Origin of the sequence: Nonomuraea pusilla (assembly GCF_900109355.1) — a bacterium.
Lineage (GTDB): Bacteria > Actinomycetota > Actinomycetes > Streptosporangiales > Streptosporangiaceae > Nonomuraea > Nonomuraea pusilla.
This window is the reverse complement of sequence record NZ_FOBF01000003.1, coordinates 567062-592911: the sequence shown is the minus strand read 5'-3', so window position 1 is coordinate 592911 and position 25850 is coordinate 567062. Positions and strand designations below refer to the sequence as shown.

The window sequence follows — 25850 nt, the reverse complement described above, 5'->3', positions numbered from 1 at the left end:
TCCCCGGCTCTCACCTGACGCTCTCGCCAGGGCCGGTGCTCCCCGGCTCTCACCTGAGGTTCTCGTCGGGGTCGATGCGGACGGCCCGCTCCTCGGCCGAGGCCCCCTCGTCGTCGCTGCCCCAGTCCTCGGCGATCTCCTCGTCCTCGGTGTCGGGGGCCAGGCCCTCGTCGGGCTGGGTGAGCCGGTGCGTCTCCCGGCGGCGGCGCGGGCGGTCGTCGGGCAGTTCGCGGCGCAGCCGCTCGTCCAGGGTGTCCTCGTGGCGCGGGTCGTCCTCGGTGATCTCGTGGGTGAGCCCGAGGTCGTCGGTCCACTCCCTGACCTCGATGTCCTGTTCGTCGCTCATCCCGAATCGGTCCGGAGGTAGTTCACTCATACGCGCCCCCTACCCACCGTGCACCGGCGAATCCCGGCCGCGAGCCTCACGCGCTCCTGAGCAGGGGACGCGCCCAGGCGGCCTGCCAGAGGGTTCTGCCGGACAGTCTGGCGAGCACCGCCGCGGCGAGGAGCGAGGCGGCCACGCAGCTCACGCCGCCGATCTCCAGCGCGGCCCGGGGGCCGAACGCGTCGCTGAACCAGCCGAGCAGCGGGCCGCCGACCGCGCCCGCGCCCGCGCCGACGATGCCGAGCGCGGCGATGACCCGCCCGCGCATGGCCTCGGGGCTGTCGAGCTGGGCCCGCGCCGAGACGGTGGTGTCGATGACGACGGCCCCCGCCGCGATGGGCAGCATGACGGAGGCGAACGTCCACAGGCCCGGCATGAGGCCGCTGAGCGCCTGCGCGACGCCGGTGACGGCCCCGGTGACGAGCAGCAGCCTGATCGTCAGCCTGGGACGCGCCGCGGCGAGGAAGCCGCCGACGACGGTGCCGACGGCGAACGCGGTGGACAGCAGACCGTATCCGGCGGCTCCGGAGCCCAGCGGGCCCGCGCTCATGGCGGCCATGGTCACCTGGTAGTTGCGGCCGAGGCTGCCGAGCACGAGCGACAGCGCGAGCACGACGACCAGCCAGGGGGTGCGCAGCACGTACGCCAGGCCCTCGCGGACGGCGCCCGGCTGCCGTTCGGCCGCGCCCAGCGGGTGCAGCTCGTCCCGCCGCATGAGGGCGACGGCGGCGATGACGACGAAGAAGCTGGCGGCGTTCACGGCGAACAGCCCGCCGGCGCCGATGACCGGCACGAGCGCGCCGGCCAGGCTCATGCCGAGGATGCGTCCCGCCGAGTTGATGACGGAGCCGAGCGCCATGGCGTTGGGCAGGTCGCCGGGCGGCACGACCTCGGCGCCGAAACGGCCGAGCGCGGGGCCGCCGAGCGCCGACACCACGCCGCCGGCCAGCGCCACGGCGTAGATGGGGGCGACCGACTGGGTGCCGGTGAGCGCGACGACGGCCAGCACGGCGGCGAGCGCGGCCTGCGCGAGCTGCGCGCCGACCACGACGGGCCGGGTGGGCAGCCGGTCGGCGAGCGCGCCGCCCCACATGCCGAGGAGGAGCGTCGGCAGCGCCTGCATGACGAGGCTGATCCCGACGCTGGTGGCGGAGCCGGTCATGCTGAGGACGAGCCAGTTGACGCCGAGCACCTGCATCCAGGTGCCGGTCACGGAGACGACGTCGGCCCCCGCCCAGAGGCGGTAGTTGTGGTGGCGGAAGGCGCGGAACGTGACCGACGCCCGGGAGGAGGATCTGTGCGGCTCGGGTGCGGCTTCGGCGGAGGAGGCCGAGGGGGCCGGGGGAGCGTCGGGTGCGGGTGCTGCGGGCGCGGCCGAGGGCGCCGCTGAGGGCGTGGACAAGAACTTTTCCCAGGCTTGACGGAATACCGGGGTTTAGAACGTGCGGCTCCTGGGAACCGATTTCCGTTTTGCCCGTTATGTGATGAACGGCACGTTTGGGATGGGTTTAACGATCTTCCTCGGCCTCCACCGGACATCCGGCGAGGTCACTCCGGGTCCCGTGCCCCGCGCGGGCGGTACCGGCCCGACAGCCGCGCCAGCTTCAGGCTGAGGTGCAGCGCGAGCCGTTCGCCGCCGTCCTTCAGGTCCGTGCGCGCCAGCTCCTCCACCCGCCGCAGCCGGTAGTACAGGGACGTACGGTGCAGCCGCAGCGCGCGCGACGTCGCCACCGCGCTGCCCGCCAGGTCCAGGTAGGTCTCCAGCGTCTCCAGCAGCGGCAGGTGCTGCCGGTCGCCGAGCAGGTACTCGAGCCCGGGGTGCAGCTCCCGTTCCGGCAGGCCGGTGAGCATCCGGTAGACGCCGAGCCGCGCCCACTCGGCCGACCGGCCCAGCCCCGGCACCCGGGCGGCCACCTCCGCCGCGTGCCTGGCCTCCTCGTACGAGCCCGCCGCCTCCGACAGCTCCGGCCTGGGCCGTCCGATGCCGACGACCACCGGCACCGGCATGGCGGCGTGCAGCTCGTCGGGCGAGACCGGCGGCCCGGACGTCAGGAGCACCGCGTGGTCGTACCGGACGAGGTGGAGCGGGTGGTGGCCGCCGAGGCGGCGGCGCAGCGTGAGCAGCCCCTGTTCGAGCGCCAGCCGCAGCCCCTCGCCCGGTTCGGCCGCGAGCGGCCTGGCCACCTGGACGGTCACCGGCAGCGCCTGCGGCACGGTCCCGGCCTCGATGAGCTTGGCGGCGGCGCCCGGCTCGCCGCGCAGCAGCTCGGTCACCGCCTCCAGCTCCCTGTGGGAGGCGAGCCCGGTGGCCAGGCTCTCGTGGAAGAGGGCGAGCGCGAGGCCGGGCGCGGCGGCGGCGGCCTCGGCGACGTGCGCGTCGGTCATGGGCGGCCCGGCGTCGATGAACCACAGGTAGCCGAGCAGCCCGTCGGCGTGCCGCAGCGGGACGCACACGCGCGGCAGCAGGCGCAGGTGCGGCGCGCCGGGGGTGCGCAGGGGGCCGGGGGAGTCCTGGATGCCGGCGGCTCGCAGCCACTCCCGCACCTCGGGCGTGGTCCGCCTGCGCAGGATCGACTCGCGCCTGATGTCGTCCATCGGGCCGCTCTGCTCGCTGTAGGCGACGACACGCTGCACCCGGTCCTCCAGCAGCAGCGGGCGGCCCAGCCGCGCGGCGAGGTCGTCCACGGTCCGCTGGAGGTCCGCCACAGTCACACCCGTCTACATGCGCATTTCAACATCTGTCGGAAGAGTCGGTATCCGTCTTCCCTACAACTGATCGATGATCTCCGTCAAGAACGTCTATACCGTCAGGGCGTGAATGCCCCGAAGAAGCTGCTCAAGGGGTTGCTGACGGTACTCGTCCTGGTTCCGGCGAGTCTCGTGGCCACCCCCGCTTCCGCAGCACCCCCCGCCGACGACCCCGAGCACCCCTGGCGGCGCGCCCACTGGCCGCAGACCCAGCCGTGGCAGCAGGACCAGCCCGGTGACGCGCAGGCACTGCGCGGCCGCCCCGGCGGCGGCATCGCGCCGATCGACCCCCAGAACTGGGAGAACCCCGACCACATGACGTGGGCGGACTACACCAAGGTCCCCGGCACCGCCTGGAACGACCCCGCCGTCAAGGGCTCCAAGCGCACCTTCAAGGGCGCGCTGGTGCTGCTCGACTACCCGAACCAGCCCTTCGTCGTGACCCAGCCCAAGGGCTCGACGATCTTCGGCAACCCCAGCGCCGAGGCGCACGACGTGCCCCGCGACCAGGTCGCCACGTTCTACCAGGACTTCCTCAACACCCCGAACGCCCTCAACAAGGGGCACACCATCCACGAGTACTGGATGGAGGACTCCGGCGGCCGGTACGGCGTCGAGCTGACCGGCTTCGGCCCGTACACGCTGTCCGGCAAGGACCACGAGTACGCCATGGAGTTCCAGGGCGGCACCGGCTGCCCGTCCGGCGACAGCTGCGACAAGAACCTGCGCACCGAGGGCAACGCCGCCTGGCTCGCCGACATCGGCGAGGAGGCCGCCAAGCAGTTCGACTTCGTCTTCTACCTCAGCGCCGGCCAGGACGAGTCGTCCACCTGGCAGGAGTTCGGCATGATGAAGTTCCCCACCAAGGAGGACGTGCCGGACGAGTGGGGCCCGCCCGACCCCAACCTTCCCAACTGGGTGAAGACCCGCTACGTGGACTGGACGTCGTGGCAGGCCGGGTCCACCTTCTGGCCCAACGCCCGCTTCGGCATCGACTCGGTGCAGGCCGAGAGCTCCGGCATGGCCGTCTACGCCCACGAACTGAGCCACATCATGGGCATCGCCGACAACTACAACAACCCGTACGGGGTGCCGCCGCGCCGGGCCTACACCGGCATCTGGGAGATGCTCAGCCGCGGCAGCTTCAACGGCCCCGGCGGCCCGCACTCGCGCTGGCTCATCCCGCCCACCGCGGGCGCGTCCATGGGCGCCCAGCACATGCTCCGCAACAAGATCAAGCTGGAGATGGTGGACGAGCAGAACGTCCTGCGGCTCTCGCGTGACGCGCTCGACGACTCCGGACTGGTCACCGCGAGGATCACCGCCCGCGCCGTCCAGCCGGGCCCGGCCGGGCTGTCCGGCGTGAACATCTCCTTCGACAGCGGCGACAAGGCCCCCGCCTGCGACACCAGGACCGACCCGCTGTGCGACGGCGGCGGCTACGACAACTACACCGTCGAGGTCGTCGACCGCATGGGCACCGACTCCTTCACCCCCGACTCCGGCGTCCTGCTGGCCAAGACCAAGAACGCCGACCGGGCCCCGTTCGAGTGGGTGATCGACGCCAACCCGCAGGACATCGGCATGACCGACTACGTGATGCCCGACGGCACCAAGGTGCCGATCACGATCGGCGACTACCGCCAGCTGTCCGACGCGCTCTTCCACGCCGGCACCGACTCCGGCAGCGAGTACGAGTACGTGGACGAGGCCAACCGCCTGCACTTCTACGTCACCGACGTCAAGCGCGACAAGGCGGGCGTCCTGTCGTACACGGTGGCCGTCCGCTCGCTCGACGGCGCCGGCCCGCAGCGGCGCGGCGTGCGGCTGCTGCCCGCCGCCGGCGTCCCGGCCGGGCGCGACGTGTCCACCTGCAGGTTCCCGCTGTTCAACACCGGGAAGGCCGCCCCCGCGCAGGGGCAGCACCCCGAGGACGTCAGCGCGTACCTCAAGGGCGACGTCTACCGGCTCAAGGCCGAGGTGCAGGGCAAGGGCTGGACCGCCCAGCTGCCCAACGCCCTGGCCGCCGTGGACTTCGGCGAGAAGGAGCTCGTCACGGTCAACGCCGTCCGCGCGGGCGGCGGCGACAGGCTCGCCAAGGTGACGCTCACCGCCACCTCGGAGAGCGATCCGACCAAGACGGTGACGGCGACCTGTCACGTCGTCGGCCTTTAGATGAACGATGGGGTACGGCTGGCGCAGGCCGTACCCCATCGGCTTGAATCACCCCCGAAGGGGGTTTTCTTTGACAGGGGAGCTGCCTGACAAGCCGCAGTCGCGGCCCCAGCCGCATCCGCAGCGGTGGCGCAGGATGCCCGTGGCCGCGCCCGTCTCCGCGGGCCTCGCCGCCGCCGCCGCGAGCATCCTGGCGGCCTCGCTCGAATGGGACATCCCACCGGTCGCCAAGATCGGCGTGACCCTCGCTGCCGCCGCGCTCGTCGGCGTCACCACCTGGGCCACCACCGAGGTCAAGCCCCGGCGCCGGGCCCCGGCCGACCCCGGCTCGATGCTGCCCGACCACTGGCCGCCCGGCCCCGAGCACTTCACCGGCCGCGCCGAGGCGCTCAGCGAGCTGCGAGAGGTGTTCTCGGCCCGCAGGAAGGCCGGCGACCTCGCCCCACCCCTCGTCGTCTCCGTGTACGGCCGGGGCGGCGTCGGCAAGTCGGCGCTCATGGCCAGGTTCGGCCAGGAGGTCTCCCGCTGGTTCCCCGACGGCCGCCTGTACGCCGACCTGCGCGGCGGCGCCGACGCCCCGGTGCGGCCCGACGAGGTGCTGATCGGGTTCCTGCGGGCGCTCGGCGTCCGCCTCACCACCGACCCGGGCGGGCTGGAGGAGCTGCGCAAGCTCTGGCTCACCTGGACCAAGGGCCGCAAGCTGCTCATCGGGCTCGACAACGCCCACGACGCCGACCAGGTGCGTCCCCTCATCCCCGCCGAGCCGGGCTGCGCGGTGCTGGTCACGTCCCGCCAGCCGCTGTTCCTCAACGGCACCCACGACACCAGGCTCGGCGTCTTCAGCGAGGCCCACGGCGTGGAGCTGCTCGCCAGGCTCGCGGGCGGCGACCGCGTCGTCGACGACCTCGACGCCGCCAAGGAGATCGTCAGGATCTGCGACCACCTGCCGCTGGCGATCAACATCTGCGGCGGACGCCTGGCCACCCGCGAGCAGTGGACGCTGCGCCAGATGGCCGACCGGCTGGCCGACGAGCGCCGCCGCCTCGACCAGCTCCAGGTCGCCGCCACCGTCGACAAGAGCGTGCGCGCCTCCGTCCAGCTCAGCTACGACGACTGCACCGGCATCCAGCGCCGCCTGCTGCGCCTGCTCAGCGCGCTGCCCGCGCCCGACGTGCCCGGCTGGGTGGCGGGGGAGCTGCTCGACATCTCCGTCCTCGACGGCGCCGACCAGCTGGAGGCGCTGATCGACGCCCAGCTCGCCGAGTGCTCGGGCGCCGACCAGACCGGCGCCCTGCGCTACCGGCTGCACGACCTGGTCAGGGTGTTCGCCGCCGAGCTCGCCGGCCAGGACGAGGAGGAGCGGCGCAGGGCCGCCGTGGAGCGCGTCCTGTACGGCTACCGCCGCCGCGCAGAGGAGGCCGCGCAGGACCGCTGGCCGCAGGACTGGAGCAAGGGCGGCCGCCGCTCCACCCCCGAGGTGCAGGTCCGGGCCGGCGACTGGCTCAACGCCGAACGCCTCTCCCTGCTCGCCATGATCGACTTATCCCGCCGGCTCGGGCTGTGGGAGCTGACCGGGGGCCTGGCCAGGGCGTTCTGCTCGCTGTGCCACTCGCTGCGGGCGTACTGGGCGGACTGGGCGAGCGTCGCCGAGCTGGGCTGCGAGGCCGCCGGGCGGACCGGCGACCGCCGCGCCCTCGCCATCGCGCTGCTCGACAGCGCCGCCGCGCGGGGCGGCATGGGCGTGCGCGAGCGGGCGCTGAAGGAGTCGGGGCAGGCGCTGGAGATCTTCACCGAGCTGGGCGAGAGCTGGTGGGCCGCGAGGGCCATGCGCGCGGTCGGCATGACGCTGTTCGCCGAGGGCAACCTCGACCGCGCCCAGGACTACCTCATCGATGCCATCGCCGCCTTCAAGGGCGAAGACGACGTCTGGTGGATGGCCCGCACCCAGCGCAACCTGGCCGAGATGCGCATGGCCGAACGCCGCCCCGAGGAGGCCAGGGAACTGCTGGAGACCGCGCTCGAGGTGTTCAAGCGCGAGGGCAACCGCTACTCCGAGGCGCAGACGCTGCGCGTGTACGGCGAGGTGCTCGCCGCCCAGGCCCGCAACGCCCACCGCGAGGGCGACCCCCGCTCCTCCGCCAACCTGTTCACCCGGGCCGGCTTCAGCCTCGACCGGGCCGGCGAGATGTTCAGGCAGCGCGGCGAGCTGTGGGAGGAGGCCCGCTGCCTGCGCGCCGCGGGCGAGGTCGGCGACCCGTCCAACGGGCTGCGCGAGCTCGACCACGTACGCAGGGCGGAGGAGATCCTGACCGCGCTGGGCGACGCCTGGGGGGTGGCGCGCACGGCGCTGTCGTCCGGGCGCGTGCTGGCCAGGCTCGGCCGCATCGCCGAGGCCGACGCGGAGCTGCGCCGGGCCATGCGCGCGTTCGAGGAGCTGGAGGACCGCTGGTGGATGGCGCTGAGCCTGCGCCACCTCGGCGAGGCGCACCTGGAGGCGGGCGACCGGCCGGCCGCCGTCCCGCCGCTGCGGCAGGCCAGGGACATCTACCGCAGCCTCGGCAACGAGGCCGGCATGCGCAGGACCCTGGAGCTGCTGCGGCGCGCGGAGTCCGGACCGCCGGCGCCGGGCGGGGGCGGAGAGGGGCCGGCGGTCAGGTGAACGGCTTTCCGGACGGAGGTCAGGGGAGCGGGGTTCTGAACAGCTCGCCCGCCGCCAGCTTGGCCTGCAGGATGCTGTCCTCGAACATCCTGCGGACGTGCGCCGCCTGGTCGCCCAGCTCCTTGATGCGGACGTTCGCCAGCTCGTCCCGCACGGTGTCGGCGATCAGCCGCTGGTAGTCGGGCGTGCGCGCCGCCAGCGTCTCCAGCCGCCGGTGCGCGTGGTAGACCCGGTCGGCCTTGAGCACCTGCTTGGCGTACTTCTCCAGGTGCCGCACCCGCCTGGCCAGCGACGTCCACGCGGCGTCCAGCGCTTCGCCGTACGGCTTGAACGCGTCCTCCATGCCCGGGGGCAGCTCGCGGGGGACGATCCTGCCGTGCTCGGCGTGCATGGCCGACAGGCGGCGCAATCGCTGGGCGATCTGCCACACCTCCTCCCGTAAAGTCACCTGGTTGTCGATGGTGTCGATCAGGCCGTCCCTGTTCACCCGGGAGGAGATGATCGCCTCGGCCGCGTTCTGCGCCCGGCGCAGCAGCATCTGGCAGGGGTGATCGACGTCCTCGGGGAGGATGTAGTGGTTCGCGTACTCCTGCGCCAGCCGCAGCCTGCGCTTGTTCGCCCGGTACGGGCCGTCAAGCGCCAGCCACCTGATCAGGATGACCAGCGTGCTGCCCGCGGCGGCGACGATCAGGCCGGGGGAGTTGAGCAGCACCATCATCAGCACCAGGAAGCCGGGGAGCACGAACAGCATGGCGGGGTTGTAGGAGGGGTCCATGCGCCGGCCGGATCTCGCCATCCGCAGGATGTGCGGGCTGGACTTCAGCTCGGCGGAGATCTCCGGGGGCAGCGATGGATCGACCACCAGCCGTGGAGGCAGTGCTCGTGGATCCATACGTTCATGCTGCGTTATGAACGATGAATTCGCTGAGATTTGGCGGACATATAAGGTCGTTACGGTGAAAGAGATGACGAGATGGATTGATCTGGAAGGCGCGGTGAACGCGCGCGACCTGGGCGGACTCCCCACCCGCGACGGCGGCGTCACCCGCCACGGCCGGATCCTGCGGGCCGACAACCTCCAGGCGCTCACTCCCGCCGACGTGGCACTCCTCGTGGGCGACCTGAGACTGCGGCACGTCGTGGACCTGCGCTCCACCGCCGAGGTGACCCTCGAAGGGCCAGGACCCCTCACCCGCGTGCCCGACGTGACCCACCACCACCTGACCCTGTTCGCCGAAGGCGGCAGGCACACCGACGTCGAGGCCGACAGCATCGACATCGACAAGGTGCTGCCCTGGCAGGAACGCGCCGTGGACGAGGAACTGCGCGTCACCGGCTTCTACTTCGGCTACCTGCGCGACAGGCCCGACTCGGTGCTCGCCGCGCTGCGCGCGCTGTCGCTCGACGACGGGGCCGCCCTCGTCCACTGCGCCGCCGGCAAGGACCGCACCGGCGTCGTGTGCGCGCTCGCGCTCGAAGTGGCCGGGGTGACCAGGGAGGCCGTCGTCGAGGACTACACCGCCACCGGCGAGCGGCTGGAGCTGATACTCAAGCGGCTGCGCTCCAGCGCCACGTACCGCGACGACCTCGACTCGCGGCCCGCCGACGACCACCTGCCCCGCGCCCGCTACATCGAGCAGTTCCTCGGCGTGCTGGACGACCGCTTCGGCGGGCCGATGGACTGGCTCGGCAGCCACGGCTGGACGGACGCGGACACCGCCGCCCTGCGCGCCCGCCTCCGCGACTGACAGTGCCCGCTTCCCGCGCCAAGCCACCGCCCCCGCCCGCCCCCCGCGGCAACTGACCATCGCCCCGACCGCCCCTGCGAGGGCCGACCGCACCACGCACCTGGGCCCGCCACGACGGACACCGCACGACGGACTCCGCACGACGGACACCGAGGGGGTCAGGGCAGGCTGACGACCGTCCGCTCCGTCGCCGACCGGCGGGCCGCCTCGATCACCGCCAGCGTGTCGATCGAGGCGGCCGGGTCGACGGGCGGCGGCGTCCCCTCCCGCAGCGCCGCCTCCACCCCGACGTAGAAGTCGAGGTACGACCCCGGCTCCGTCGGGACGGGGCGCTGCTCCGCGTCCGTGCCCAGCAGGCCCCACCGGCCGTCGTCCTCCACGCCGAACCCGGGCTCGCCGGGCGAGCGCCCCGCCCGCAGGCGCTCCTCCTGCACGTCCATCCCGTACTTGACGTACGCGCCCGCCGAGCCCAGCACGCGCAGCCGTGGCCCGGACAGCGCCGCCACCGAGCTGACCCACAGGTGTGAGCGGGCGCCGCTCTCGTGCGTCAGCGCGACGAACGTGTCGTCGTCGGCGGCCACCCCGGCACGCCTGACGTCGCTCTCGCAGTAGACCTCGCGGACCGGCCCGAGCAGCAGCAGCGCCTGGTCCACCAGGTGGCTGCCGAGGTCGTAGAGCAGCCCGGCGACGTCCTCGGGGCCGCCGGCCTCCCGCCAGCCGCCCTTCGGCACGGGACGCCACCGCTCGAAGCGCGACTCGAACCGCCGCACCTCGCCGAGCGCCCCCTCCGCGACCAGCCTCCGGACCGTGCGGAAGTCGCCGTCCCACCGCCGGTTCTGGAACACCGTCAGCATGAGCCCGCGCTCCTCGGCCAGCCGCACCAGACCCCGAGCCTCCTCGGCGGTGCGGGCCGCCGGCTTGTCGACGACCACGGGCAGCCCCTGGCCGAGCGCCTCCGTCGCCAGCGCGACGTGCGTCCGGTTCGGGGAGGCCACCACGACCAGGTCGCAGCGCGGCCACAGCTCGTCCACGCCCGGCACCGCCTCGGCGCCGTAACGCGCCGCGACCTCGGCGGCCCGGCCGGCGTCCCGCGTCACCACGGCGGCCAGCCGCAGCCCGGGTGTCGCGGCGACGAGCGGGGCGTGGAAGAACGCCCCTGCCGTGCCGTAACCGATCAGCCCGACCCGGATCTCACTCATCCCCACAGGCTAACGGGTGTCACTCCTCGTCCCGCTCGGCCAGGAAGCGCTCGAACTGGGCGGCCAGCTCGTCGCCCGTCGGCATCGGCACCGTCTCGGCGAGCAGGCTCTCGCGCTCCGCCCCGGCGGCGAACGCGTCGTACTGCTGCTCCAGGCCGACGATCGCGGTGGACAGCTCGGTCGAGGCCTGGATCTGCTCCTCGATCTCGGTCGTCGTCCGGCGGGCCGCCTCGTGCAGCTGCTCCATCGGGAACACCAGGCCGGTGCCCCGGGTGACCGCCTCAAGCCCGGTCACGGCGGCCGTCGGGTACTCCGCCTGCGACAGGTAGTGGGGCACGTGCACGGCGTACCCGACGGCGTCGTGGCCCATCGCGCCGAGCCGCAGCTCCAGCAGCGCCGCCGCGCTGCCCGGCACCTGCACGCGGCCGAACACGCTCGACTGCGAGGTGACGAGCTCCGGCTTGCTGGCGTGGGCGGTGATGCCGAGCGGGCGCGTGTGCGGCACGGCCATGGGGATGCCGTGCAGGGTCACGAGCTTGCTCACCTTCAGCCGCTCCACCAGCGCGGCCACCGCCCTGACGAACAGCTCCCACTCCCTGTCGGGCTCGGGCCCGCTGAGGATCAGGAAGTCGGTGCCCGTCGCGTCCTTCGTCGCGTGCAGCGCGAGCTCGGGGCTCTCGCACTCCACCCACCTGTCGGTGTCGAACGTCATGATCGGCCGACGCGACCGGTAGTCCAGCAGCCGGTCCACATCGAACGTCGCCACAACGCGGTGCTCCAGCTCGGCGAGCAGGTGGCCCAGCGCGAGGCGCCCGGCGCCGCCCGCGTCGACAAACCCGTCAAAGTGGTACAACATCACCGGATCGGTCAGCTCGGGCACGTCGTCGGCGAGCTCGTAGAGATCCTTCGGGTCGAACACGGTTGGACAGCCTTTCCCTAGGTACTCTTCTCCAGAACCTACGGCGAGTCAGAACGATTCCGCGCACGGCACCCTACCGACCCCCAACCCCCGCCAACCCCACAAGCCCCGGAGCTGCCGGACCGTCACCAGGCTGAGAGGCCGCGCACCACGTCATCGCCTCCGGCCACCGTCAGGGGCCGGAACGAGGCGAATGCCCGGCCCGGGAGATTGGCTCGCTTCATAAAGACCAATCAAGCGAGGTAAATAAAAGCGGTCATCCCGCTATATAGGCAATAGGGTTGATCATTGCGATCATCTATGGCATGTCTGCTACCCCAGCGCACGCCAGCCTCCCCCTCCGGATCCCGCCGCTGCTGTGCCCCTTCGCGAGCGAGGTGAACCCGCACGTCGCCGAGGCCAGCGAGGACAGCTTCGCCTGGCTCCTCGAATCCGGCATGCTGCGAGATCCCGAAATCCTGGAGCGCTACCGCAGCGCCAGGTTCGGCTGGCTCACCGCGCGCGCCTACCCCCTCGTCGACCGCGACATGCTCAAGCTGCTCATGGACTGGTGCATCTGGCTGTTCGCGTTCGACGACGGCTTCTGCGAGTCAGAAGACCTCAGCAAGCACACCGCGCTCATCGCCAGGGCGCTCCCCGAGATGTTCCGCGTCCTGCACGACATCGAGACGGATCAGCCGATCACCAACGTCTTCGCCAAATCACTGCAGGGGCTCAAGGAGCGCATCGCCGTCCACGCCGACCGCGACCAGCTCGACCGGTGGAGCACCGCCACGAAGGAGTACATCTTCGCGCAGGTGTGGGAGGCGTCCAACCGGGAGACCGACATCGTGCCGACGCCCGAGGACTACATCTTCATGCGGCGCAGGACCGGAGCCATGTACCCCGTCTACGCGCTCATCGACATCGCCGGACGCCGGCGGCTGGCGCCCGAGGAATGGCACCACCCCGACGTCCGGGCGCTCACCGAGCACGCCAACGACCTTGTCGTCTGGGACAACGACCTGTTCTCCTACGCCAAGGAGCGCAAGCACGACCAGGCACGGCACAACCTGGTGAACGTCCTCGTCACCCACCGCGGCTACTCCTTGCAGGACGCCCTCGACGAGGTCGCCTCGATGCACGACGAGGCCGTCGCCGAGATGGTACGGCTCCGCACCGCGGTCGAGAAGTGGGGGTCGCCCGCGGTGCTCGCGTACATCCAGGGCCTCGAACACTGGGTACGGGGCCACATCGAGTACTCCCTCGGCAGCGCGCGCTACGTGCACGCCTGGCCGGCGGGCACCCACTGGGAGCAGCTCTCCTGAGACCTCCGCAGACGGCCTAGGGCGAGGCGGCGTTGTCGCCGAGGGCGAGAATCGTCGCCTCGTCCAGGTCGAGGTTCGTTCCCCGGGTGAAGGCCTCCCGGTAAGCGTCCTCGCCCATGAGGCGCTCGAGCTCCTTCACGCACTTCTCGTGTTCGAGCTGCAGGAACGGAGCGCCCAGCATGGGGAGACCGGCCGTCCGCCAGTTCTCCTGCAGCGCGCCCAGCAACTGGCTCGCGACGTCGACCTCCTCCAGAGCCGTGTAGATCCTGGCGGTCGTCTCCAACGCGATGAGCGTGCCCAGGGTGTCGTGGAAGTGGCGCTTGATCCGCAGGCTCTCCTGCGCGTTCTCCAGGGCCGCGTCCGCCCGGCCGGTCTGCAGGCGGGTCGAGGACAGAGCCCAGTGCGCGTACGAGCTGACCGACAGCTCGCCGCGTTCCCTGCACACCTGCAGGCAGTCGATCAGCAGTGACTCGGCCTCGTACAGCTCGCCCTGGGAGGTGAGCACGATGGCCAGTTCGACGATCGCGGGCAGCAGGCCCGGGTTCAGCTCCTTGTTGTCGGTGTTGAACTCGATCGCCACGCCCAGCAGCGCGCTCGCCTTCTGCAGATCTCCCTGGAGCAGTGCCGCCGTGCCCTGCATCTTCGAGGCGAGGATGACCGCCCTGGAGTCGCCCACCCGGACCGCCTCCGTGCTGCACTTCTCCGCCGCCTCCAGCGCGCCCACGCTGTCGCCCTGCGCGCTGCACACGTACGACAGCACCCAGAGCGCCTTGCAGCGCTCCTTGCTGTACCCCGGGTTCGCCTGAAGGGCCCTTTCCAGGTAGACCCGCCCCTCTCTGGCGAAACCACAGCACACCCACATGAACCACAGCGACGACAGCAGGGTCAGCGCCAGGGCGCTCATCCCGGGAGTCCGCAGCGCGTGCTCCAGCGCCATGCGGACGTTGTCGTGCTCCTGCCGCATCCGTACGAACCAGTAGATCTGCCGCGGCCCCGACCAGGCGTCCTCGCTGCGCAACGCGAGGCTCAGGTAGTACTCCAGATGCCGCTGACGCAGACGCTCGGTCTCGCCCAGCTTGTCCAGCCACTCCTCGCCGTACTCGGCCAGGGTGTCGATCAGCTTGTAGCGGACGCCCGCGTGGTTGCTCCTGATGAGCAGGATGGACTTCTCGACCAGGCCGGACACCAGGTCTGTGATCTCCTCGGCGCGCAGGCGCGAGTCGGAGCAGACGAAACGTGCCGCGTCCAGCTCGAAGTCGCCCGCGAACACCGACAGGCGCGCCCACAGCAGGCGCTCCGCGGGCTCGCACAGCTCGTGGCTCCAGCCGATCGCCGCCCTGAGCGTCTTGTGTCGCGGCAGCGCCGTGCGGCTGGCCCCGGCCAGCAGGCTGAACCGGTCGGTCAGCAGGGCCAGGATCTGGTCGACCGACAGCGCGCGCAGCCGCACCGCCGCCAGCTCGATCGCCAGCGGGATGCCGTCGAGCCTGCGGCACAGCTCGGCCACCGAGCCGATGTTCTCCTCGTCCAGGACGAAGTCGGGCACCACCCCGCCCGCCCTGGCCGCGAACAACTGCACCGACTCGTTCGCGAACAGGTTCTCGGCGGGGTCGTCGCCCGGCACCTGCAGCGGCGGCACCGGCACCACGTGCTCGTACGGCAGATGCAGCGACTGCCGGCTCGTGGCCAGCACCTTCAGATTGGGCGCGGCCTCCAGCAGCTCGTTGATCAGCTCGGCGCAGCCCTGCACCAGGTGCTCGCAGGTGTCGATGATGAGCAGCATGTCGCGCGTGCCCACCCATTCGGCGAGCGACTCGGAGGTGGCGCGCGAGGACTGGTCGGCGATGCCGAGCGCCGACGCGATCGTGTGCTTCACCATGCCGGCGTCCTGCAGGCGCGCCAGGTCGGCGAACCAGACGCCGTCGGGGTACTGCGCACGCACCTGGTGCGCCAGCCGCAGCACCGTGCGGGACTTGCCCACACCGCCGATGCCGGTCACGGTCACGAGCCGCGACTCGCTCAGGTGCCTCTTCAGATTGGCGAGTAGGCGCGTACGTCCCACGAAGCTTGTGAGCTCCGCCGGTAGATTGCCTTCTCGCCGCCAACCTGTCGGGGTGGCCATGGGCAGCCTCACGGGGGATAGGCGGACACCTGCCCTCGCATCGTACCGCCGGGAAACCCGCCTGTCTGGGCAGCCACCGAGACCTGAGGATTGGCTTTCTCCCTCTAGGTAGCATGAAAGGCGTGAACGATTTTCTCCCGGAGCAGACGTCCGACGACACCGACCTCGGCTGGGGCGACTGGCGCGACGACAACCCCGACACCTTCTACCTGGAGAACAAGCCGCCCCACTGGAGCTGACCTTCTCCCACCCGGCCGACGCCCTCCCCAGCCCGTCATCGCGGCCCGCACCTCCAGGAGCGCTCGACCGCTGGGTGCCCGCGTGCAGCGGCCCTCCGCTCGGTTCCTCCGGCTCTCCGCAGCGGCAATCGCCGCCGCTCCCGGCCGTCCGGGCATGATCGCCTTCGCCCCCCGCCGCGGCCACTCGTACGGGTCGGCAGCCCCCGCCCCTCGGCTCTCCGCGACAGGCGACGGCCTCGAAGGTCCGTCCACCATGTTGTTCCAGATCGAGCCGGCCTCGGGCATGTGACTGACGGACTCGATCAGGTGCCGTACCGGCTTCGGCGGAGACTCGCCCTTGCGGCGCTTCTCCCGCTTTGAAGGACGGGCGGAGTGACTCGGCGCCCCGGAAGGCGGGATCGGTCTCGAACACGGGGGAGGCGAAGCCCTTGTCCGCGATGACGAGCAGGCCGGGCCGGTCTTCGGCCAGGGACGGTTCGCGGTCCGGCAGCCCGTCCGGCGGCTGGGGCGTCAGGCATCGCGGTACCGCGATGCCTGACGGATGATCCGGCCCGGGTGTTACGCGGTCATCGGGCGGCGACGGTCTCTGCGGTCTCCGTCTCGTCCGCGGTGGTGGAAGCCGAGTCCTTCGGGCCGCGGAAAGCGACGTAGACGAGCAGCACGCCCATGACGGCGACGCCTGCCCACATCGCCTGCTGCCAGCCGTCGACGAAGGACTGCTGAGCGGCGTGAACCAGGTCCTGTGCGTGAGAGCCCGCGCTACGCGCAGCCTCGACGGCGTTGGCGATGCCTTCTCGCGCGGTGTCCGCGGTCCCCGCCGGGATGCCGTGCAGCCTGCCGTCGATGGCGCCGCGGTAGCCGGCCGACAGCAGCGCGCCGAGCAGGGCGACACCGAGAGCGGTGCCGAACTCGCGGGTGACGTCGTTGAGTGCGGAGGCGACGCCCTGTTTCTCGCGCGGCAGGGAACTGGTGATGGCCTCGGTGGAGGGCGTCATCGACAGGCCCATGCCGACGCCCATGGCGAGCATGCCGGCCAGGATGGAGAGGTATCCGCCGTCAACGGAGACGAACAGAGCCATCAGTGCCAGGCCGAGGGCGCCCAGGGCGACGCCCACGGTCATGGTGGAGCGGGCGCCGAAGCGCGCGGCCATCTTGGGGGCCAGGCCGGACGCCATCATCATCATGACGGCCATCGGCATCATCGCCACGGTGGACAACAGCCCCGACCAGCCCAGCACGGCCTGGAAGAACGGGAAGAGGACCACGGCGATACCCGCCTGGACCCCGAAGACCGCCAGCAGCGTGATCGAGCCGCCGGCCAGGCCACGCTCACGGAACAGGCGCACGTCCAGCAGTGAGGCGTCGCGGCGGCGCAGCTCCCAGGCCACGAACCCGATGGCGGCCATGACACCGGCGATCAGGCTGATCAGAGTCGCCGGGGCGGCCCAGCCGCTCTCGGGGCCTTGCTGCAGGACAAGGATCAGACCGATCACCGCGACGGCGGACAGCAAGGCGCCGATGCCGTCGAAGGAATGAGCGGAGCGCTCGCGGGAGTCGGGCACCGACTTCAGCGTCATCGCCAGAGCCACGACGGCCAGGACCACGGGCAGGACGAACAGCCAGCGCCAGTCGGCGACGTCGACCAGCAGCGCGGACAGGAACATGCCCAGGATGCCGCCGCCCCCGGCGACACCCGTCCACACGCCGATCGCCTTGCTCCGCTGCCCCTCAGGGAACGTACTCGTGATGACGGCCAGCGTGATCGGCATGATCATCGCAGCGCTCACACCGCCGGCCAGGCGCGCGGCGATCATCACCTCGGTCGACGGAGCCAGCCCCGCGACGATGCCGGCGGCACCGAAGACGGTCAGCCCGGTGATCAGCATGGGCTTACGGCCCAGCCGGTCACCGATGGCGCCGAGCGGCAGCAGCAGCGCGGCCAGGGCCAGGGTGTAGACATTGATGATCCACAGAACGGTGTTCTGCGGGGCGCCGAACTCCACAGCCAGGTGGGTCTGGGCGACGTTCAGCCCGGACACCGACGCGATGACGGCCATCAGCGCGACGGAGACGGCGATCAGGATCGCGCGCAGCTCGCGCTCGTCCGGTGTGCCCCCGCCGCTCGCCGGTGCCGCCTGGGGAGGCTGGTTCGTACTCATGCTTTCCTTTCAGAAGAGGGCAGACGGGATCAGCGCCGGAGCAGGGCCGGTCGCCGAATCGATGAGGGGAAGGCCCGTACTCGCTCACCGCGAGGACCGCCGGGTGCGGCCGCGCGGCTCAGCGGCGGAGGGGTTCAGACGGTGGCGTCCTCGCTCCGTGCTGCAGCGGGGGCCGCGCCGTCGTCCCCGGCGGCCAGGAGGGCTCGGCGAATGTGCGCAGACATGTCGCGCCCTTTCGTCGTGCGTGGCCCCTGTTCCGAGCCACCCGTAGTCGACGTTAAGTCAGCCTTGCCGTATGGGCATAGCATGTTGCTTATGACGCAAGAAGATGGGCAGTTGGAAAGCCTCGTACGCAAACGGATCCGCGCCCTGCGGGTCGCCCAGGGCTGGTCCCTGGAGGAACTGGCCACCCGCGCCAACCTCAGCCAGTCCTCGCTCAGCCGCATCGAGAACGGCCGGCGCCGCCTCGCCCTGGACCAGCTCGTCACCCTCGCCCGCGCCCTGGACACCAGCCTGGACCAACTGGTGGAGAACGCCGCCGACGACGTCGTCATCAGCCCGATGATCGACGGCGCCCACGGTCTGATGCGCTGGCCGATAAAGGGCGACCCCGGCATGAGCGTGATGCGTCAGCGGATGACCGACCCGCCGCCCGACAACCCTGCCCGCATGCGCGCCCACCCCGGCCGCGAATGGCTTGTGGTCCTGTCCGGCACCGCCATCCTCATGCTCGGGCACCGCCGGTTCCGCATCGAGACCAACCAGGCCGCCGAGTTCCCCACGATGATGCCGCACGCGATCGGCGCTGAGGGTGGGCCGTGCGAGATCCTGGGCATCTTCGACCGCGATGCCCGCCGCGGCCACCAACGCGACGTCGCCGAGGCCGGCGACCGCGGCGACGCTCAGACCCCCTACGAATGACGGGGCCAGAGGACCGGCACGCGCGGGACCTTGCGTGAGGGGCAGCAGGTGATGCGAGCTTCTTGCGTATATCGCAAGTGGCTGTGCTTCAGGCGCATGAGCGTCTTACGGTGTCGCCATGACCCAAACACACCAGCACACCCCGCACGGCGAAGGCGACCACAGCCACCGTCACGGCGAAGACGGCCACGGCCATGGTCACGGCGACGGTGGCCACGGCCTTGGTCACGGCGACGGTGGCCACGGCCTTGGTCACGGTGACGGTGGCCACGGCCATGGTCACGGAGACGGTGGCCACCACCCGGCGCACGATGATGGCAGCCAGGCGGAGATCCTCGACCTGGATGCCGAGGTGCTCGCCGAGCACCTGGCGTTCATCACCGCCTGGCTGCCGCTCAAGGCCGAGCCGCGCCACATCGTGGATCTCGGCTGTGGCACGGGGGCGGGCACCTTCGCGCTCCTCGATCGTTTCCCTGAGGCGCACGTCACCGCCGTCGACACCTCGACCGGGTACCTGCAGCGCCTGCGCGAGAAGGCGTGCGCCCGCGGGGTGGAGGAGCGCGTGCGCACCGTGCAGGCCGACCTCGACGCCGCTGACTGGCCCGATCTCGGGACGCCGGACCTGGTGTGGGCCTCGGCCTCGATGCACCACATGGCCCACCCCGACCGGGCCCTGGCCGGCGTCCACGACCTGCTCGCCCCGGGCGGCCTGTTCGCCGTCGTCGAGCTGGACGGCTTCCCCCGCTTCCTGCCCGCCGACGCCCCCGAGAACAGGCCCGGTCTCGAAGAACGCTGCCACAGGGCGACCGACGGCTTCCACGCCGAGCACGTCCGGCACCGGGGCGCTGACTGGGGACGGATGCTGGCCGCCGCCGGTTTCACCGTCGAAGACGTGCGCACCATCACCGTGAACATCGAAGGCGACGGCAGCGAAGCCATCGGCCGCTACGCCCAGGGCAGCCTGCAGCGCATCCGCGGCGCCGCCGCACCGGCGCTCAGCCCCGAAGACCTCGCCGCACTCGACGAGCTCCTCGACACCGAAAGCCCGCACAGCATCCTGCGCCGCGACGACCTCGCCGTACGCACTGAGCGCACCGTCTGGGCAGCCCGCCGCGCCTGAGCCCTGCCCGCGCCCAACCCCCCGCCGCGCAGCCCCAGCACCCCGTTACTCGCCGCAAAGGCAACCACCGCCACGCGCACCGCCACGGGCACCGCCACGGGCACCGCCACGGGCACCGCCACGGGCACCGCCACGGGCACCGCCATGCGCAGCGCCGTGCGCTTCGTCGAGCTGAGCACCAGAGCAGCCGCACGTCCCATGGCGCGGCGGAAAGGAGAGCCCACGCACTGCCGCACGCGGCGCTACCGCCGAACGCTCCCAGGGCCCGGCGTTACCGTCGCACGCTCCCAGGGCCCGGCGCTACCGCTGCACCCCCAACGGCGCGGCAGAAGGACAGGGAGCACTTTCATGACCGCACCTCAGACCGCCTCCAACACGCCGCGTTCGCCGTCATCCACCACAGCGGCTGGTTGCTCGGAGCGCTGTTCGGGCTGGTTCAGCAGATGGCCGACGTCGCGAACGGCGTGCCCGCCGGCTGCGAAGCCTGGCGTCAGGGCCGGTGGGAGCAGCTCGCCGGAGCGAACGGCAAGGCCGACATCGTCGCCAACGCCAAGATCAACGACCCGGGCCTGTCGAGATCAACGACCCGGGCCTGCTGACAGATCAACGACCCGGGACCCCATACCTTCCCCCCGAATCCCCCGGCGAGCGGTGCACCGCCTGCCCGTCTAGCTGACCACGTCCTTGTGGCGGAAGCGGCGGAAGGCGAACGCGATCAACAGGGCCGCGTACGTGATCGAGAGGGACGCGCCCTTCGCCATGCCGCTCATGTCGGGCTCGGGTGCGAGGGCGTCGAGCCAGGCGTTGTTCCAGAACGTCGGCAGGAACTCCCTGAGCGACCCCAGCGCCTCCACCGCCTGCAGGATGTTGCAGACGATCCACAGGCCGACCGCGCCGCCGACCGCCCCCAGGGGAGAGTCGGTCATGGTCGAGACGAGGAAGGCCAGGGCGGCGACCACGAGCTGGCTCACCAGCGCGTAGCCGATGACGATGCCGAAACGCGGCAGCACCTCCAGCGCCGGGATGATCTCGCCGGTGCCGGGCACCTGGACGTCGTTCCAGCCGAACGCGAGCGTGCCGGCGAGCAGCGCCATCAGCGGCAGGCAGATCACCGCCATGGCGGAGTAGCCCAGGGCGACGATCAGCTTCTGGCGCAGCAGCCGGTCGCGGGGCACGGGCGCGGCGAGCAGGTAACGCAGCGACGACCAGTTGGCCTCGCTGGACACCGTGTCGCCGCAGAACAGCGCCACCGCCACCACCAGCAGGAAGCTCGCCGACACCGACAGGGCGAACGCCGCGAAGTTCAGCCCGCCGGCGGTGGCCAGGTCGGAGATGCGCAGCGCGGACTGCCCTTGGCCGCTGGACTGCGGCCCGAACTGGAACGCGATCACGAGGATCCACGGCAGGGCGAGCAGCAGCCCGAACATGACGAGGGTCCGCCGCCGCTTGAACTGCCTGACGAACTCCACCCGCAGGGGCAGCGTGCGGCCGGGCGCGTAGCCGGGGGCCTGCCTGGCCGCATGGCCGGTCGCGGCGGTCATCACTTCTCTCCGATGAGGTCGAGGAACACGTCTTCCAGCCGTGGGCCGTGGCCGTTGGTGGTGGCCGACGCGAGCAGGGTCGAGACCGGGCCGGTGGACACGAGCCGTCCGCGGTGCATGACCACGACGTGGCTGCACGCCTGCTCCACCTCGGCGAGCAGGTGGCTGGAGACGATCACGGTACGGCCGTCGCGGGCGTAGCGCTTGAGCACCTCGCGCATCTCCCTGATCTGGGGCGGGTCGAGACCGTTCGTGGGCTCGTCGAGCACGAGCAGGTCGGGGAGACCGAGCATGGCCTGCGCGATGGCGAGCCGCTGGCGCATGCCCTGGGAGTAGGTGCGTACGGCCCGCTCCAGCGCCTTGCCGAGACCCGCGATCTCCAGCGCCTCGTCGAACCGCGCGTCGGCGGCGGGACGGCCGGTGGCGGCCCAGTAGAGCTCCAGGTTGTCGCGGCCGGACAGGTGCGGCAGGAACCCGGGGCCCTCGACGAAGGAGCCGAGCCGGGACAGGACGGGCGCGCCGGGCGTGACCGGCTCGCCGAAGATGCGGATCTCGCCGTCGTCGGGATGGATGAGCCCCATCATCATCCGCATCGTGGTGGTCTTGCCCGCGCCGTTGGGGCCGAGCAGGCCGAGCACCTGCCCCTGCTCCACACGGAACGACAGGCCGTCGACGGCGCGCTCGCCGTTCCTGTACGCCTTGGTCAGCCCGACGATCTCCAGCGGCGCCGGAGACCCGTCGCCGGGAACGCCGGCGCCCGTCTCCTTCCCGTCCGGCGCGGTGACGTGGCCGTTGCCGGACGCGGCGGAGCCGGCTTCCCGGGCGGCCGCCGCGAGCTGGAGCTCCCGTGGCGCGACGCCGGGCCCGGACGCGGCGGACGCCGCGGCGCGGCGGCGGCGCGTGGTGCGGCCGGTCGCCAGCAGCACGGCGGCGACCACCACGGCGGCCAGCGGCATCGCCCACACCCACCACGCGAGCCCCGTGGGCGCGGCGGCCAGCGTCGCGACGGTCGGGACGGCCAGCGCAGGCGAGGCCAGCGCCACCCGGTACGAGGCAGGCTGGGCGGGCGTGGCGTACCCCATGTCGGTGGTGGTCACGACGAGCCGCAGCCGGTGCCCCGCGGCGAACTGGTGGTCGACCGCGGGCAGGGTGACGGTGGCCTCGACGCTGCCCGCGCCGTCGGGGACGGTCACGCGGAACGGCGCCACGAGCCCGGCGGGCAGCACCGGCGGGGTGCCGTCGGCCACGTCGTACAGCTTGGCGAACAGCGTGGCCTGGCCCTTGCCCGACACCCTGACCTTGACCGAGCCGCTGCCGGTGAGCTGCAGCGGCGCGGTGAGCGGCGCCGACTCGAAGGCGGCGCTCTGCCCCGGCATGTCGAGCGCGACGCCCGCGGCGCTCTGGCCGCCGAGGAGCCCGCCGATGCCCGGGACCGCCGAGATCGCGGCGGGCGAGCCGCCGGGCGGGTTGACGACGACCTGCTCGGGCCCGCGCAGCTCCACAGCCGTGGTGGCGGTGCCGGACAGGCCGGGGTAGGAGGCCGCCTCGGGATGGAGCCTGATGCGCTGGCGGGTGCCCGGGTCGCGGCCGCCGTCGCGGGTGACGGTGAACGCGCTGACCGGAGTCGTGCCCGGCGCTCCCTCACCCTTCAGATAGCGGGCGAACCAGGCCGTGGTCTGCTCGAACAGCCAGTCGGCCTCGCCGTCGCCGCCGTCGTGCCCACCGTCGAACCAGGCGACGCTGACCGGCGTGCCCGCCGAGGCGATGGCCTTGGCGTTGGCGTCGGCGTGGCCGAGAGGGAACAGCGAGTCGCGCTGCCCCTGCAGGAGCAGGGTGGGCGCCTTGATCCGGGCGGCGACGGCGGACGGGCTCGACCTGCGCAGCAGCTCGACGGCCTCGGGTGTGGCCTTCCCCTCGGTGGCGACCCGCTGGTAGACGTCGCAGATCGCGGGCAGGAACCTGCCGCACCGCGCCTGCTCCTCGGTCAGCGGCTCGGCGCGCTCCTGGGGGCCGCGCTGCCTGAGGCTGTCGAGCGAGACGCCCTGTCCGAAGAAGATGCCGGCCCACATGCGCTTGAAGACGCCGTTGGCGGCGCCCTGGCCGGAGGCGTCGGGGAAGAGCGCGTCGGCCAGGTCGGACCAGGTGATCTGCGGCACGATCGCGTCGACCCGCTGGTCGTACGCGGCCGTCATGAGCGCGATGGCGCCGCCGTACGAGCCGCCCACGATGCCGACGCGCGGGTCGCCCGCCGCGTCGAGCCGCACCTCGGGCCGCTTCGCCAGCCAGTCGATGAGCTGCCTGACGTCCTTGACCTCGTAGTCGGCGGAGTTGAGCGCGATCTCGCCGGTGGAACGGCCGAAGCCGCGCGCCGACCACGTCAGGACGGCGTAGCCCTCGCGCGCCACCCGCACCGCCTGCTCGCGGACGCCCTCCTTGCTCCCGCCGAACCCGTGAGCGATCAGCACGACGGGCGCCCTGCCCCCGCCGGGCGGCGGGAAGAAGGTCGCGTCGAGCTGCACGCGTTGGTCGTCGGAGGGTCCGTCGACGACGGTTATGGTCTGGTCCTGGCCCCGCACCGCAGGGGCGGACGGCCACACCAGCCACCCCGCCACCCCGATGAGGGCGAGCGCCACGACCAGCGCGGCCACACGCTTCATGTGGTGAGCCTACTTTCCGCATCCTGAGAGATCGCTGAGACGCCGCAGAGATCGCTGAGACGGCGCGTGGCCGTCACCGTCAGCCGAGGACGGCGTACACGGTGCTCGCCTGCGCGACCGGCTCCTCGGCGCCGTCGGCGGTGAGGGTGATCTCGGAGAAGGCGAGCGTACGGCCCAGCTTGGTCAGCCGCACGTGGACTTGGACGTCCTTGCCGACCACGGGCCGCTGGAAGGTGGTGGACTGCTGCACCGTGGTCATCGGCACGAACCCGCCCCGCGCGGCGGACACGGCGACGACCGTGGCGGTGTCGGCGGCGGCCATCATCGCCTGCCCGCACAGCCCGCCGCCCTCTCGGGCGAGATCGTCGGACCACGGCAGCCGCAGGACGGCGTGCCGCTCGCCCACCTCCTCGACGACGAGGCCGAGCCGCTGGATCCAGGGGGCGAAGTATTCCCGGAGAATCGCCTGCGCGTCTTCTGAAGTCACGCGCCCATGATGCACGCTGGGTGCCATGGCCGAGGAGTACGGCGACCGCCCTGTGGATGACTCGCCCAAAACCGCGAAGCCTGTGGACGACCCCTCCCGGGCCGCCGCCTCTGCGGGCGGATCGTCCCGTGGGGAGGTGCTTTCCGATGATGTTCGCGCCACGGTGTTCCTTCCGTCCACCTACGGGCGGGGCGTGCCGTATGCCCTGTTCGCCCGCCTGCGCCGGGAGGCGCCCGTGTGCTGGATCCCCGAGCCCGCCGTCGGGCCCTGGCGGGCGGGGCCGGGCTACTGGGGCGTGTTCCGGCACGCCGACGTCAAGCACGTGCTGCGCACCCCGCAGGACTTCTCCTCCAACCTCGGCGCCACGCAGATCCGCGACCCCGACACCCCGGCCGACCTGGACTTCGTCCGGTCCATGATGCTCAACATGGACCCTCCCGACCATTCCCGGCTGCGCAGGATCGTCGCGGCGGCCTTCACGCCGCGCGCCGTGCGCGCCCTGGAACGGACGATCGCGGCGCGGGCGGCGGCGCTGTTCGCCGAGGGCGAGTGCGACTTCGTGGAGGTGGCAGCCGACCTGCCCGTCTGGACGCTCGCCCACGTCATGGGCGTGCCGCCGCAGGACAAGCGCCTGCTGTACGACTGGGCGTCGCGCGTCATCGGCTACCAGGACGCCGACTACGCGGCCATGTCCAGCGCCGACGCCGCCTCGCTCACGCCGATGGGCCGGCTGGCGGTCGCGTCGAGACCGGCGCCGCGGCCCGGCGTGAACCCCCGGTCGCGCGTGGCGCTGGCCGACATGTTCGCGTACGCGCACGCCCTGGCGCGCACCCCCGTCGACGACGAGTCCGTCATGTCCGCCATGCTGCGCGGCGGTCTGACGGAGGCCGAGTTCGAGAACATGTTCTTCCTCTTCGCCGTCGCCGGGAACGAGACCCTGCGCAACGCCGTCCCCGGCGGGCTGCTCGCCCTCCTCGACCACCCGGCGGAGCTGGCCGCGCTACGGGCCGACCCGTCCCTGCTCGGCCCGGCCGTCGAGGAGATGCTGCGGTTCTGGCCTCCGGTCATGGACTTCCGCCGCACCGCCACCCGCGATCTCACCCTCGGCGGCACGAGGATCCGGGCGGGCGAGAAGGTCGTCGTCTACCACGCCTCGGCGAACAGGGACGAGACCGTCTTCTCCGACCCCGACCGTTTCGACGTCACGCGCAGCCCGAACGACCACGTCAGCTTCGGGTTCGGCCCGCACGTCTGCCTGGGCGCGCACCTCGCCCGCGTGCAGATGCGCGCCGTCTTCGGCGAACTGCTCTCGTGGGACGTGGAGCCCGCGGGCCCGCCGGAGCGCCTGACGTCCAACTTCCAGAACGGTCTCAAGCACCTCCCCGTACGGCTCCGGCCACGCTCGGGGCCGTCGCCCTCCCGAAGCCGGCCGGCCACCTCGTAGACCCGGCCCTCCCTGAAGCCGGT

20 protein-coding genes are annotated in these 25850 nt (G+C 72.0%); 8 read left to right on the top strand and 12 right to left on the bottom strand.

The window, feature by feature from the left end; all coding sequences use genetic code 11:
• Window positions 1–49: 49 nt before the first annotated feature.
• From BMX74_RS08690 to BMX74_RS08680, 3 genes are all read right to left on the bottom strand, one after another.
• Window positions 50–346 (bottom strand): DUF5709 domain-containing protein, encoded by a 297-nt coding sequence (locus tag BMX74_RS08690; protein ID WP_082535316.1) that lies wholly within the window; start codon window positions 344–346, stop codon window positions 50–52.
• A 76-nt stretch (window positions 347–422) separates the two neighbouring features.
• Window positions 423–1787 carry an MFS transporter gene (locus BMX74_RS08685; protein ID WP_091099440.1) on the bottom strand — a complete coding sequence of 455 codons (1365 nt, stop codon included), beginning with the start codon at window positions 1785–1787 and terminating at the stop codon, window positions 423–425.
• Between the two features lie 146 nt (window positions 1788–1933).
• Window positions 1934–3097 (bottom strand): PucR family transcriptional regulator, encoded by a 1164-nt coding sequence (locus BMX74_RS08680; RefSeq protein ID WP_143078597.1) that lies wholly within the window; start codon window positions 3095–3097, stop codon window positions 1934–1936.
• Between the two features lie 102 nt (window positions 3098–3199).
• On the opposite strand from BMX74_RS08680, the gene BMX74_RS08675 reads away from it, so the two are divergent.
• Together BMX74_RS08675 and BMX74_RS08670 are read left to right on the top strand one after the other, a co-directional pair.
• Window positions 3200–5308 carry a M6 family metalloprotease domain-containing protein gene (locus BMX74_RS08675; protein ID WP_055506039.1) on the top strand — a complete coding sequence of 703 codons (2109 nt, stop codon included), beginning with the start codon at window positions 3200–3202 and terminating at the stop codon, window positions 5306–5308.
• Window positions 5309–5378: 70 nt separating this feature from the next.
• Window positions 5379–7967 (top strand): ATP-binding protein, encoded by a 2589-nt coding sequence (locus BMX74_RS08670; RefSeq protein ID WP_177227285.1) that lies wholly within the window; start codon window positions 5379–5381, stop codon window positions 7965–7967.
• 19 nt (window positions 7968–7986) lie between these two features.
• Here the strand turns inward: BMX74_RS08670 and BMX74_RS08665 are convergent, their stop codons facing one another.
• On the bottom strand, window positions 7987–8859 hold the full coding sequence (locus BMX74_RS08665; protein ID WP_143078596.1) for a hypothetical protein: 873 nt from the start codon (window positions 8857–8859) through the stop codon (window positions 7987–7989).
• 73 nt (window positions 8860–8932) lie between these two features.
• Here BMX74_RS08665 and BMX74_RS08660 point away from each other — a divergent pair, with 73 nt between their 5' ends.
• Window positions 8933–9715 carry a tyrosine-protein phosphatase gene (locus tag BMX74_RS08660; protein ID WP_091099435.1) on the top strand — a complete coding sequence of 261 codons (783 nt, stop codon included), beginning with the start codon at window positions 8933–8935 and terminating at the stop codon, window positions 9713–9715.
• A 158-nt stretch (window positions 9716–9873) separates the two neighbouring features.
• Here the strand turns inward: BMX74_RS08660 and BMX74_RS08655 are convergent, their stop codons facing one another.
• Entirely contained in the window at window positions 9874–10914 is a 1041-nt protein-coding gene (locus BMX74_RS08655; protein WP_091099431.1) for a Gfo/Idh/MocA family protein, read from the bottom strand.
• Between the two features lie 19 nt (window positions 10915–10933).
• Window positions 10934–11833, bottom strand: a complete 900-nt coding sequence (locus BMX74_RS08650) for a proteasome assembly chaperone family protein (RefSeq protein ID WP_055506034.1) — start codon at window positions 11831–11833, stop codon at window positions 10934–10936.
• A 305-nt stretch (window positions 11834–12138) separates the two neighbouring features.
• Here BMX74_RS08650 and BMX74_RS08645 point away from each other — a divergent pair, with 305 nt between their 5' ends.
• Window positions 12139–13140: a terpene synthase family protein gene (locus BMX74_RS08645; RefSeq protein ID WP_143078595.1), complete on the top strand. Its 1002-nt coding sequence runs from the start codon at window positions 12139–12141 to the stop codon at window positions 13138–13140.
• Window positions 13141–13156: 16 nt separating this feature from the next.
• Here BMX74_RS08645 and BMX74_RS08640 read toward each other — a convergent pair whose 3' ends face one another.
• Together BMX74_RS08640 and BMX74_RS08630 are read right to left on the bottom strand one after the other, a co-directional pair.
• Window positions 13157–15259: an ATP-binding protein gene (locus tag BMX74_RS08640; protein ID WP_055506032.1), complete on the bottom strand. Its 2103-nt coding sequence runs from the start codon at window positions 15257–15259 to the stop codon at window positions 13157–13159.
• Between the two features lie 805 nt (window positions 15260–16064).
• Window positions 16065–17657 carry an MFS transporter gene (locus tag BMX74_RS08630; RefSeq protein WP_091099426.1) on the bottom strand — a complete coding sequence of 531 codons (1593 nt, stop codon included), beginning with the start codon at window positions 17655–17657 and terminating at the stop codon, window positions 16065–16067.
• Between the two features lie 315 nt (window positions 17658–17972).
• Here BMX74_RS08630 and BMX74_RS08625 point away from each other — a divergent pair, with 315 nt between their 5' ends.
• Entirely contained in the window at window positions 17973–18578 is a 606-nt protein-coding gene (locus BMX74_RS08625; RefSeq protein WP_176573476.1) for an XRE family transcriptional regulator, read from the top strand.
• An 88-nt stretch (window positions 18579–18666) separates the two neighbouring features.
• Here the strand turns inward: BMX74_RS08625 and BMX74_RS44905 are convergent, their stop codons facing one another.
• Entirely contained in the window at window positions 18667–18945 is a 279-nt protein-coding gene (locus tag BMX74_RS44905; RefSeq protein WP_218153927.1) for a hypothetical protein, read from the bottom strand.
• Between BMX74_RS44905 and BMX74_RS08620 the strand changes: the two genes are divergently transcribed.
• Window positions 18931–19698: a class I SAM-dependent methyltransferase gene (locus BMX74_RS08620; RefSeq protein WP_420538117.1), complete on the top strand. Its 768-nt coding sequence runs from the start codon at window positions 18931–18933 to the stop codon at window positions 19696–19698. The two genes, BMX74_RS44905 and BMX74_RS08620, sit on opposite strands and share 15 nt — an antisense overlap.
• Before the next feature lie 410 nt (window positions 19699–20108).
• Entirely contained in the window at window positions 20109–20297 is a 189-nt protein-coding gene (locus BMX74_RS42925; RefSeq protein WP_143078594.1) for a hypothetical protein, read from the top strand.
• Window positions 20298–20366: 69 nt separating this feature from the next.
• On the opposite strand, the gene BMX74_RS08610 is transcribed toward BMX74_RS42925, so the two are convergent.
• From BMX74_RS08610 to BMX74_RS08600, 3 genes are all read right to left on the bottom strand, one after another.
• Window positions 20367–21239 (bottom strand): ABC transporter permease, encoded by an 873-nt coding sequence (locus BMX74_RS08610; protein WP_091099421.1) that lies wholly within the window; start codon window positions 21237–21239, stop codon window positions 20367–20369.
• On the bottom strand, window positions 21239–23896 hold the full coding sequence (locus tag BMX74_RS08605; RefSeq protein WP_055506027.1) for a CocE/NonD family hydrolase: 2658 nt from the start codon (window positions 23894–23896) through the stop codon (window positions 21239–21241). Before BMX74_RS08605 ends, BMX74_RS08610 begins: the two co-directional genes overlap by 1 nt.
• Window positions 23897–23975: 79 nt before the next feature.
• On the bottom strand, window positions 23976–24383 hold the full coding sequence (locus tag BMX74_RS08600; RefSeq protein ID WP_218153916.1) for a PaaI family thioesterase: 408 nt from the start codon (window positions 24381–24383) through the stop codon (window positions 23976–23978).
• 136 nt (window positions 24384–24519) lie between these two features.
• On the opposite strand from BMX74_RS08600, the gene BMX74_RS08595 reads away from it, so the two are divergent.
• Window positions 24520–25827, top strand: coding sequence for a cytochrome P450 (locus BMX74_RS08595; RefSeq protein ID WP_256256834.1), 1308 nt, complete (start codon window positions 24520–24522; stop codon window positions 25825–25827).
• Window positions 25828–25850 lie beyond the last annotated feature (23 nt).

Bases quoted from the DNA above. Each gene is read 5' to 3' on its own strand.
- BMX74_RS08690 (WP_082535316.1), bottom strand. From the start codon at position 346: ATGAGCGACGAACAGGACATCGAGGTCAGGGAGTGGACCGACGACCTC.
- BMX74_RS08665 (WP_143078596.1), bottom strand. From the start codon at position 8,859: ATGGATCCACGAGCACTGCCTCCACGGCTGGTGGTCGATCCATCGCTG.
- BMX74_RS08660 (WP_091099435.1), top strand. From the start codon at position 8,933: ATGACGAGATGGATTGATCTGGAAGGCGCGGTGAACGCGCGCGACCTG.
- BMX74_RS08655 (WP_091099431.1), bottom strand. From the start codon at position 10,914: ATGAGTGAGATCCGGGTCGGGCTGATCGGTTACGGCACGGCAGGGGCG.
- BMX74_RS08645 (WP_143078595.1), top strand. From the start codon at position 12,139: ATGTCTGCTACCCCAGCGCACGCCAGCCTCCCCCTCCGGATCCCGCCG.
- BMX74_RS08640 (WP_055506032.1), bottom strand. From the start codon at position 15,259: ATGGCCACCCCGACAGGTTGGCGGCGAGAAGGCAATCTACCGGCGGAG.
- BMX74_RS08630 (WP_091099426.1), bottom strand. From the start codon at position 17,657: ATGAGTACGAACCAGCCTCCCCAGGCGGCACCGGCGAGCGGCGGGGGC.
- BMX74_RS08625 (WP_176573476.1), top strand. From the start codon at position 17,973: ATGACGCAAGAAGATGGGCAGTTGGAAAGCCTCGTACGCAAACGGATC.
- BMX74_RS08610 (WP_091099421.1), bottom strand. From the start codon at position 21,239: ATGACCGCCGCGACCGGCCATGCGGCCAGGCAGGCCCCCGGCTACGCG.
- BMX74_RS08605 (WP_055506027.1), bottom strand. From the start codon at position 23,896: ATGAAGCGTGTGGCCGCGCTGGTCGTGGCGCTCGCCCTCATCGGGGTG.